Source organism: Streptomyces sp. MBT65, from assembly GCF_016612545.1.
Classification (GTDB): Bacteria; Actinomycetota; Actinomycetes; order Streptomycetales; family Streptomycetaceae; genus Streptomyces.
On record NZ_JAENRY010000313.1, the window covers coordinates 1 to 8615 of the forward strand.

8 protein-coding genes are annotated in these 8615 nt (G+C 69.7%); 3 read left to right on the forward strand and 5 right to left on the reverse strand.

The features are described 5' to 3' along the window. Nucleotides 1-614, reverse strand: a 614-nt coding sequence (locus tag JHN63_RS42305; protein WP_200690455.1) for a TetR/AcrR family transcriptional regulator, incomplete at its 3' end; no start/stop codon positions are given. 559 nt (nt 615-1173) lie between these two features. After that, nucleotides 1174-2172 carry an RNA polymerase sigma factor RpoD/SigA gene (locus JHN63_RS42310; RefSeq protein ID WP_200690448.1) on the reverse strand — a complete coding sequence of 333 codons (999 nt, stop codon included), beginning with the start codon at nt 2170-2172 and terminating at the stop codon, nt 1174-1176. Nucleotides 2173-2353: 181 nt separating this feature from the next. Between JHN63_RS42310 and JHN63_RS42315 the strand changes: the two genes are divergently transcribed. Continuing rightward, the gene (locus tag JHN63_RS42315; RefSeq protein WP_200690449.1) at nt 2354-2884 is read left to right on the forward strand and encodes a GNAT family N-acetyltransferase; all 531 of its coding nucleotides are present in this window, start codon (nt 2354-2356) and stop codon (nt 2882-2884) included. 34 nt (nt 2885-2918) lie between these two features. Here JHN63_RS42315 and JHN63_RS42320 read toward each other — a convergent pair whose 3' ends face one another. Then, the gene (locus tag JHN63_RS42320; RefSeq protein WP_200690450.1) at nt 2919-3722 is read right to left on the reverse strand and encodes a dioxygenase; all 804 of its coding nucleotides are present in this window, start codon (nt 3720-3722) and stop codon (nt 2919-2921) included. A 149-nt stretch (nt 3723-3871) separates the two neighbouring features. Here JHN63_RS42320 and JHN63_RS42325 point away from each other — a divergent pair, with 149 nt between their 5' ends. Next, nucleotides 3872-4399 carry a MarR family winged helix-turn-helix transcriptional regulator gene (locus JHN63_RS42325; RefSeq protein ID WP_200690451.1) on the forward strand — a complete coding sequence of 176 codons (528 nt, stop codon included), beginning with the start codon at nt 3872-3874 and terminating at the stop codon, nt 4397-4399. Between the two features lie 112 nt (nt 4400-4511). Here the strand turns inward: JHN63_RS42325 and JHN63_RS42330 are convergent, their stop codons facing one another. Both JHN63_RS42330 and JHN63_RS42335 read right to left on the reverse strand, forming a co-directional pair. Further along, nucleotides 4512-6074: an MFS transporter gene (locus JHN63_RS42330; protein WP_200690452.1), complete on the reverse strand. Its 1563-nt coding sequence runs from the start codon at nt 6072-6074 to the stop codon at nt 4512-4514. Nucleotides 6075-6229: 155 nt separating this feature from the next. Then, nucleotides 6230-6874 carry a TetR/AcrR family transcriptional regulator gene (locus JHN63_RS42335; RefSeq protein WP_200690453.1) on the reverse strand — a complete coding sequence of 215 codons (645 nt, stop codon included), beginning with the start codon at nt 6872-6874 and terminating at the stop codon, nt 6230-6232. A 276-nt stretch (nt 6875-7150) separates the two neighbouring features. On the opposite strand from JHN63_RS42335, the gene JHN63_RS42340 reads away from it, so the two are divergent. Beyond that, nucleotides 7151-8434, forward strand: coding sequence for a M6 family metalloprotease domain-containing protein (locus JHN63_RS42340; protein WP_200690454.1), 1284 nt, complete (start codon nt 7151-7153; stop codon nt 8432-8434). Nucleotides 8435-8615: the final 181 nt, after the last annotated feature.

Sequence of the window (8615 nt, forward strand, 5' to 3'; positions counted from 1 at the left end):
CGCCCGATCTCCCCCCACGGCAGATACCGCAACACCCGCAGATTCCGCAGTGCCAGCTCCGCAGGCCCGGACTGGGCGCCCGCTCCCGTCTGCTCCTCGCCGAAGGCCCAGCCTTCAACGGCCGTGCGTACGGCGGCACTTGCGACGGCGGCGGCGAAGCGCAGCTCCGGGGAGGTCGCGGACGGGAGTTGTGCGGTGTTGGCGTCGTCGGCCTTGGCCATGCGTTCCGCGAGGACCTCGCCGAGGGCGCGTTCGCCGGTCTGGCAGACCTCCGCCCACACCTTGCGCAGGCCGGAGCTGGACTCCGCCATGCGGATCAGTGGGCGGACCCAGGTCCAGGAGTTGACGGAGACGCCCACTCCGGGGGTCAGCGTGTGGAGCGCCCCGTGTTCCAGGGCCTCCGGTACCGACAGTGCGGGCGGGGCCACGCGGACCGCCTCCGCCCAGCGCTCGGCGCCGGCCGCGTAGAGCGGGGCGACGGCCTCTTCCTTGGTGGCGAAGTAGCGGTAGAAGGTGCGGGGAGCGATGCCCGCGCTCTGGGCGATGTCCTCGGCGCGGGTGGCCCGCAGCCCGTGTTTCACGAAGAGTCCGGCCGCCGCCCGGGCGATCTCCATCCGGGTCTCGGCCCTGCGCCGCTCGGTCAGCGAGAGCGGTGCGGAGGGGGAGGCGCGACGGGAATCGGATGGTGGGGTGGGGCTGCTCACATCGGCAGGCTATGCCTCTGTGGCACAATCTGCCATTCGGCGGGCCACCCCGGGGTTCAGGTACGGGGTGCCCCGCCGTCCCGGTCTGCCCGGCACCTCGTCCGCCGCTCGCCCTTCTTCTCCCCCACCCGTCCCCTCCACGAGAAGAACCGGGCCTCGGCGCCTGGGGGGACAGACGCCGAAGCCCGGTTCGGGAGAGTCCCGGCGCCGGGGGGGGATTGCGTCGGGACTTGGCTCAGGGGGGCCTGGAGGCAGAGCCCGTGACCCCAACTCCGGGGCCCTGGAGTCTTGTTCCCACAGCCCCGCAGGTTGAAGCGGCGTTCCACGGCCATGTTTGCGCGGCCTCCCGCCACCGGGCGTACGCGGACCGGCACGCACTGCGTTCGTGCACGCCCCCGCGACCGCCGGACGGGGAGCCGGAGGCTCACGCCCCCGGCACAACCACCCCCGCGCTCACGACCGCTCGCGCTTACGCCGCCGCGTCGAACCCGGTCTGGCTCGCCAGCTTCTTCAGTTCCAGCAGCGCGTGCTTCTCGATCTGGCGGATGCGCTCGCGCGTCAGGCCGTGCTCCTTGCCGACCTCGGTGAGCGTGCGCTCCCGGCCGTCCTCCATGCCGTACCGCATCTTGATGATGGAGGCCGTTCGCTGGTCGAGGCGGCCGATCAGGTCGTCCAGTTCCTCGCTGCGCAGCAGGGTCATGACGGACTGCTCGGGCGAGACCGCGGACGTGTCCTCCAGGAGGTCACCGAACTGTGTGTCGCCGTCGTCGTCCACCGACATGTTCAGCGAGACCGGGTCACGCGCCCAGTCCAGCACGTTCGTCACGCGCTCCGGGGTCGACTCCAGCTCGGCGGCGATCTCGGCGTGCTCGGGCTCCCGCCCGTTCTTCCGGTTGAACTCGCGCTGCACGCGCCGGATCCGGCCCAGCTCCTCCACCAGGTGGACGGGGAGCCGGATGGTCCGGGACTGGTCGGCGATGGAGCGGGTGATGGCCTGGCGGATCCACCAGGTCGCGTACGTCGAGAACTTGAAGCCCTTGCGGTAGTCGAACTTCTCGACCGCGCGCACCAGGCCCGCGTTCCCCTCCTGGATCAGGTCGAGCAGGGGCAGGCCGCTACGGGGGTAACGGCGGGCCACGGCCACGACCAGGCGGAGGTTCGACCGGATGAAGACGTCCTTGGCACGCTCCCCTTCGGCGACCAGGGCCTCCAACTCCTCACGAGAGGCGTCCGCCTGGGACTGCTCCTCGCCGTCGAGGACCTGGCGCGCGAACACGCCCGCTTCGATGGTCTGTGAAAGCTCGACTTCCTTGGCGGCGTCGAGCAGCGGTGTGCGCGCGATTTCGTCGAGATACATGCCGACCAGGTCGCGGTCGGCGATCTCGCCGCCATGGGCGCGAACACTGCGCGCCACGCCGGAGGTCTCGCCGGAGGCGGACTTACGACGGGCTACGGCACGGGTTGCCATGCGTGCTCCCTTGCGATGGTAGGTCAGCAGGTGTTCGTCAGGTGTTCCTGTGATGCCTCGGCACTCTTCTCGTGTGCCCTGCATCTGATGGAAACAACGACTGGAATCCGGACAGAATTCCCGACCCACTCCCCTATTTTTCTGATCTTGCAGTACCCTGTCCGGCCACAAGGGGGTAACGATGCCGTCGGAACCTACAGAGGTGCAGGTCAGGCCGGGAGTCGAGAGTGACCTCGACGCCCTCACCGACATCTACAACCACTACGTGCGCGAGACCCCGATCACCTTCGACACCGCCGCCTTCTCGCCGGAGGAGCGCCGCCCTTGGCTGCTCTCCCACCCTGAAGACGGGCCATACCGCCTGAAGGTTGCCGTCGACGGGATCTTCCAAGGAAACTCACAGCGAATCCTCGGGTACGCCACATCCAGCCCTTACCGGGTGAAGCCCGCCTACTCGACCTCGGTCGAGGTCACGGTCTACCTCGCCCCCGACGCCGGCGGCCGGGGTATCGGGACGCTGCTCTACAAGGCGCTGTTCGAGTCCCTGGAGACCGAGGACGTGCACCGGGCCTACGCGGGCATCGCACAGCCCAACGAAGCGTCCACGCGGCTGCATGAACGCTTCGGTTTCCGGCACATCGGCGTCCACCGGGAGGTGGGCCGCAAGTTCGGCCGCTACTGGGATGTCGCCTGGTGGGAGAAGGAGTTGTAGCCCTTCCCGAAGGGAAGGGCCTTTCGGCGCGGGCTCAGCCGAACTGCACCGACCGCTTCGCCATCCCCATCCAGAACCCGTCGATCACGGACGGGTTCAGGGCCTCCGGGGCGTCCAGCTCGCCGCTCGCCTCGGCCGCGCCCATGGTGACGAACAGCGGGGCGAAGTGCTCGGTGCGCGGATGGGCGTAGCGCCCGGCCGGCGCCTTGTGCAGGAAGTCCAGCAGGCCGTCCCAGTCGCGGGCCTCCAGCGCCCGGCGACCCCAGTCGTCGAACTCGGAGGACCAGGTGGGCACTCCCCCGCCAGTGTGGCGCAGGGCGGCGAGGTTGTGGGTGAAGAAGCCGGAGCCGACGATCAGGACGCCCTCGTCGCGCAGCGGCGCGAGCTTGCGGCCGATGTCCATCAGCTTCGCCGGGTCGAGGGTCGGCATGGAGACCTGGAGGACCGGGATGTCGGCGGCCGGGAACATCTCGACGAGCGGGACGTACGCCCCGTGGTCGAGGCCGCGGTCGGGGACGTCCTGTACGGGGATGCCCGGGGCGCGCAGCAACTTCCTTACGGACGCGGCGAGTTCGGGGGCGCCCGGGGCGTCGTAGCGGACCTGGTAGTAGTGCTCGGGGAAGCCCCAGAAGTCGTAGACCAGGGGGACCGGGTCGGTGGCGCCGAGGGCGAGGGGGGCCTCCTCCCAGTGGGCGGAGACCATGAGGATCGCCTTGGGGCGCGGGAGGTCGGCGGACCAGGCGGCGAGTTCGCCGGGCCAGATCGGGTCGTCCGCGAGGGGCGGCGCGCCGTGGCTGAGGTACAGGGCGGGCATGCGCTCCGGTGCGGCGGTGGACATGACGGTCACTCCCCTGGGTCGATCCTTGATCGAGACATGGCGCTCGAACTCGATATGTGAACTCGATGCTTGAACTCTCAAACTTCCTGAGCCAGAGCTTACGCCCCATTTGTTTAACCTTCAAGGAGAGCTCTCGTACAGTGGAGAGCATGAACACGGCACCCGCACCCGCTGAAGAAGCGGCCTCCGCTGACGAACCCCGCTGGCTGACCGCCGAGGAGCAGCGCGTCTGGCGCTTCTACATGCACGCCAGCACCCTCCTGGAGGACCATCTGGACCGCCAGTTGCAGCGGGACGCGGGCATGCCGCACATCTACTACGGGCTGCTCGTCCAGCTCGCCGACGTGCCGGGCCGCCGGCTGCGGATGACCGAGCTGGCCATGAACGCGAAGATCACCCGCTCCCGGCTCTCGCACGCGGTGGCGCGGCTGGAGAAGAACGGGTGGGTGCGCCGCGAGGACTGCCCCTCCGACAAGCGCGGCCAGTTCGCGGTGCTGACCGACGCGGGGTACGAGGTGCTCAGCCGGACCGCGCCGGGTCATGTGACCGCCGTACGGCAGGCGTTGTTCGAGCGGCTGAGCCCGGAACAGCAGAAGTCCCTCGGCGAGATCATGGAGATCGTCGCCGAGGGACTTCAGCCCGACGAGGCGGGCGCGGATCTGCCCTGGCTCCGCTGAGCCGCTCAACTCAGCGGAGAACCAGGGCAGTTCCTGGGAGTCGTACGTACGGGGCGTCCCCTTCCCCGTACGTACGGATGGTGCGAAGGGGGTACGACCGGGTCGGGCGTCGTCAGTGGGCGACGACCGGGACCTTGAACTCGTCCTCGGCTCCGTCACCGGAGGCGACCGGGTCGGAACCCTGCTTGCCCGCGTTGACGAGGACCGAGACGATGACCGCGGCCGCGACCAGCATGCCCACGGCGAACCAGATGGCGTTGGTGTAGCCGTGCACCTGGCCCTGCAGCTGGACGAGCTGCTGCTGGGTCTTGGAGGTACCCGCGCCGGCGATGTGGTCCTTGATGTACGCGGTCGTCGCGGAGGCGGCGATCGTGTTCAGCAGGGCCGTACCGATGGCGCCGCCCACCTGCTGCGAGGTGTTGACCATCGCGGAGGCGACACCCGCGTCCCGGGGCTCGACGCCCAGGGTCGCGAGGGACATGGCCGGCATGAACGCCGTACCCATGCCGAGACCGAGCAGCAGCATCGCGGGCAGGATGATCGAGGCGTACGACGAGCCGATCTCCAGCTGCGTCATCAGGAGCATGCCGACCGCGGCGACCAGGAAGCCGGGGCCCATGAGCAGGCGGGCCGGCAGGCGGGTCATCAGGCGGGTGCCGATCTGGGTCGAGCCGACCATCATGCCGACGATCATCGGCATGAAGGCGAAGCCGGTCTTGATCGGCGAGAAGCCCTTGACGACCTGGAGGTAGTAGGTGAGGAAGAGGAACGTGCCGAACATCGCGATGATGGCGATGCCGAGCGAGAGGTAGATACCGCCGCGGTTGCGGTCGGTGATGACGCGCAGGGGCAGCAGCGGGGCCTTGACCTTGGCCTCGACGATGACGAACGAGACGAGCAGGACCGCCGACGCGATGAACAGCGCGATGGTCGAGGAGTCGCCCCAGCCGTCGGTCTCGGCGCGGGTGAAGCCGTAGACCAGCGAGACCAGGCCGAGGGTGGACAGGAGCACGCCGGGGATGTCGAGCGGGTTGCGGTTGCGGCCGCCCTCCGGCTCGCGGATGACGAAGTACGCGCCGAGCGCGGCGACGATCGCGAACGGGATGTTCACGAAGAACGTCCAGCGCCAGTCGAGGTACTCGGTCAGCACACCGCCGAGGATGAAGCCGACGGCGCCGCCGCCACCGGCGATCGCGCCGTAGATGCCGAACGCCTTGGCGCGTTCCTTGGCGTCCGTGAACATCACGGCGAGCAGGGAGAGCGCGGCGGGCGCGAGCAGTGCGCCGAAGGCGCCCTGGAGGGCACGGGCGCCGAACATCATGGCGCCGGTGGTGGCCATTCCGCCGAGCGCGGACGCGGCGGCGAAGCCGGTCAGGCCGACGACGAAGGCGCGCTTGCGGCCCCACAGGTCGGCTATGCGGCCGCCGAAGAGGAGGAGTCCGCCGAAGGCGAGGGCGTAGGCCGTGACGACCCACTGCCGGTTGCCGTCGGAGATGCCCAGGTCGGTCTGGGCGGACGGGAGGGCGATGTTCACGATGGTCGCGTCGAGCACGACCATCAGCTGGGCGAGCGCGATGAACGCGAGCGCTTTCCAGCGGTTGGCATGGGCTTCGTGCTCGGCGGCCTCGGAGGCCTTGTCGAGAGCGCCGGGGGCGCTTCGAGCTGTTTCAGACATGGTGGTACCCACTTCGGGACTTCGTGACGGAAAAATACGGAAGAAGGACGTGGTCGGGGACGGCTCGTCTACGACGACGAGAGCCGGTTGCTTGCTGGTGGGACTGGCGTGACGCTCTGAACTGATCGGCGCCGAACGGATCGGTCAGGGTTCGGTCAGGGCTGCCGGAGATCCTCCATCGTCGCGGCCGTACCGGGCAGGACCGAGCGGGCCGGGGCCCGCAGTCCGTCCAGGAACAGCTGCAGGTGTCGGTGTACGAAGCGGTCGGCGCTGAGGCAACCGGTGCCGGCCGGGGGCCGGCTGAGCTGGGCCACGGCGACCATCACGTCACCGACACCCACGTCGGACCGGAGCTGCCCGGTCTCCCTGGCTCGTTCCATGACCTCGCCGATGAGCTCCTCGACCCGCTCGCGGGCGGCTTCCAGGTCCGGATGGGAGTGGTCGAACGTGCTGGCCATCATCGGGCACAGCGCGCCGATCCGTTCGTCCGCGGAGTCGTGCACGAAGCGCTCCAGCGCGGCGAAGGCGTCGCCGGTCTCGGCGAGTGCCACCTCCGCGCCCTCCGCGATCCGGTCCATGACCGAGCAGACGACCTCGCGGACGAGGGCGTCGCGGTCCGGGAAGTTGCGGTACAGCGTGGCGTTGCCGACGCCGGCCCGGCGGGCGATCTCGTCGAGCGGCACATCGGGGCCGAACTCGACGAACATCTCGCGGGCGGCGGTGACGATCCGCTCCCGGTTGCGCAAAGCGTCGGCGCGCGGCCGGGTCACCTTTCGCTGTACGGGGGTCGCGGTCGTCACGGCGTACTCCTTGGGTTACTCGGGGCGATCCGGGGAGGCGGTCCCCGTTTCGCTCGGACACATGACCAAACGGGGAAACGGTCCCCGGTTATTTCCCACTCAGCGGGACATTTGATGTGACCTGGGTCACATCCCGTTTGGACCCATCTTCGGCCCCCGTCCTCCGGAACCACACGGTCGGTCTCCTCCAGCGCGCGCCCTCGCACCGCACGACTCAGGGTGATCGAAAGGGTGCAGTCGGAGACCGGCGGCTGCCGTGGCGCGAAGGGTCCATGCATGCAGCCCAGCCGTCGGATACGCCCGCGCCGCGTGGCAGCCCTCGCGTCCGTGACCGTCCTGACCCTCGCGGTCAGCACCTCGGCCGGCACCGGACACCTCACCTCGGGCGCCACGACGGCGGCGGGCCCGGTCGCGCTCGCCCGCACCTCCGTACTCGGCCCCTGCATGATCAACGGCCCGCTGGACGTCCAGATGTCCGAGGGCATCCCCACCCCCGGCGGCTACTCCCGCTCCACCGGCACGGTCCACGCCCTGACCCTGATGGTCGACTTCTCCGACGCCCCCGGCCAGGGCAGCGCCATGGACCGCTACCACGAGTTCTTCCCCAAGACCCAGGACTGGTTCACCACCAGCTCCTACGGCCGCCTCGACTACCGCCCCGAGACCCCGGTCACCCACTGGCTCCGCATGCCCAGGTCCTTCAAGTCCTACGGCATAGAGCGCGGCGCGCCCTTCGACCCCGGCTACCGGCAGCTCGTCCAGGACATCGTGGCCGCGGCGGACCCGACGGTGGACTTCAGGTCGTACGACCTCCTGAACGTCCTGGTCACCCCGAACGCGGGCCCCTCCGCCCTGGACACGGTCCTGTCGGTGACGTTCGCGGGCAACACGGAGGCCCCGGTGGCCGACGGCGTCCCCGTCTCCAACGCCTCCTTCGTCTACTCCCGCCAGGACGACGGCTCCGGCTCCTACGCCCGGACCGGCTACCGCGTCCTCCCGCACGAGAACGGCCATGTCTTCGGCCTGCCCGACCTCTACACCCAGGAGGGCGGGGGCGCGGTCGGCCACTGGGACATCATGAGCGAGGACTGGGGCGCCAACAACGACCTCCTCGGCTGGCACAAGTGGAAGCTCGGCTGGCTGGACCCGGCCCAGGTCAACTGTGCGATGAGCAGAGGGACTTCGGAGTACACCCTGACCCCGCTGGAACGCCCCGGCACCGACGGCACCCGACTCGTCTTCGTCCCCCTGTCCCGACGGACGGGCTACGCCCTGGAGCTGCGCACCCCCGAGGGCAACGACGAGGCGGTCTGCCGCCCCGGCGTCCTCATCTACAAGGTGGAGGCGGACGTCGACACGGGCATGGGCCCGGTCAAGGTGTACGACGCCCACCGGGACAGCGGAGGCTGCACCCGAAGCCCCAATGTGCACGCCGAGCTGTCGGACGCGCCCTTCACGGCGGGCGAGACCTTCCGCGATCCGGTCAGAGGGGTCCAGGTGGCGGTCGGGGGGGCGGACGCGGCGGGGAACTATCGGGTGACGGTGACGCGGACGCGGTAGGCGGGACGCGACTCAGGGGGGCCGGTCACGGGGTGGGGCGGTCGCGGTCGCTCGGCCCAGACGCTGGAGCACGGCTCTCCTAAAGCGGGTGTCGCAGGTTCGAATCCTGCCGGGGGCACCATGCCTGACCAGGCATAATGCATCGAACAGCCCCCTCGGAGTGATCTCCGAGGGGGCTGTT

Bases quoted from the DNA above. Each gene is read 5' to 3' on its own strand.
- JHN63_RS42310 (WP_200690448.1), bottom strand. From the start codon at position 2,172: ATGGCAACCCGTGCCGTAGCCCGTCGTAAGTCCGCCTCCGGCGAGACC.
- JHN63_RS42315 (WP_200690449.1), top strand. From the start codon at position 2,354: ATGCCGTCGGAACCTACAGAGGTGCAGGTCAGGCCGGGAGTCGAGAGT.
- JHN63_RS42320 (WP_200690450.1), bottom strand. From the start codon at position 3,722: ATGTCCACCGCCGCACCGGAGCGCATGCCCGCCCTGTACCTCAGCCAC.
- JHN63_RS42325 (WP_200690451.1), top strand. From the start codon at position 3,872: ATGAACACGGCACCCGCACCCGCTGAAGAAGCGGCCTCCGCTGACGAA.
- JHN63_RS42330 (WP_200690452.1), bottom strand. From the start codon at position 6,074: ATGTCTGAAACAGCTCGAAGCGCCCCCGGCGCTCTCGACAAGGCCTCC.
- JHN63_RS42340 (WP_200690454.1), top strand. From the start codon at position 7,151: ATGCAGCCCAGCCGTCGGATACGCCCGCGCCGCGTGGCAGCCCTCGCG.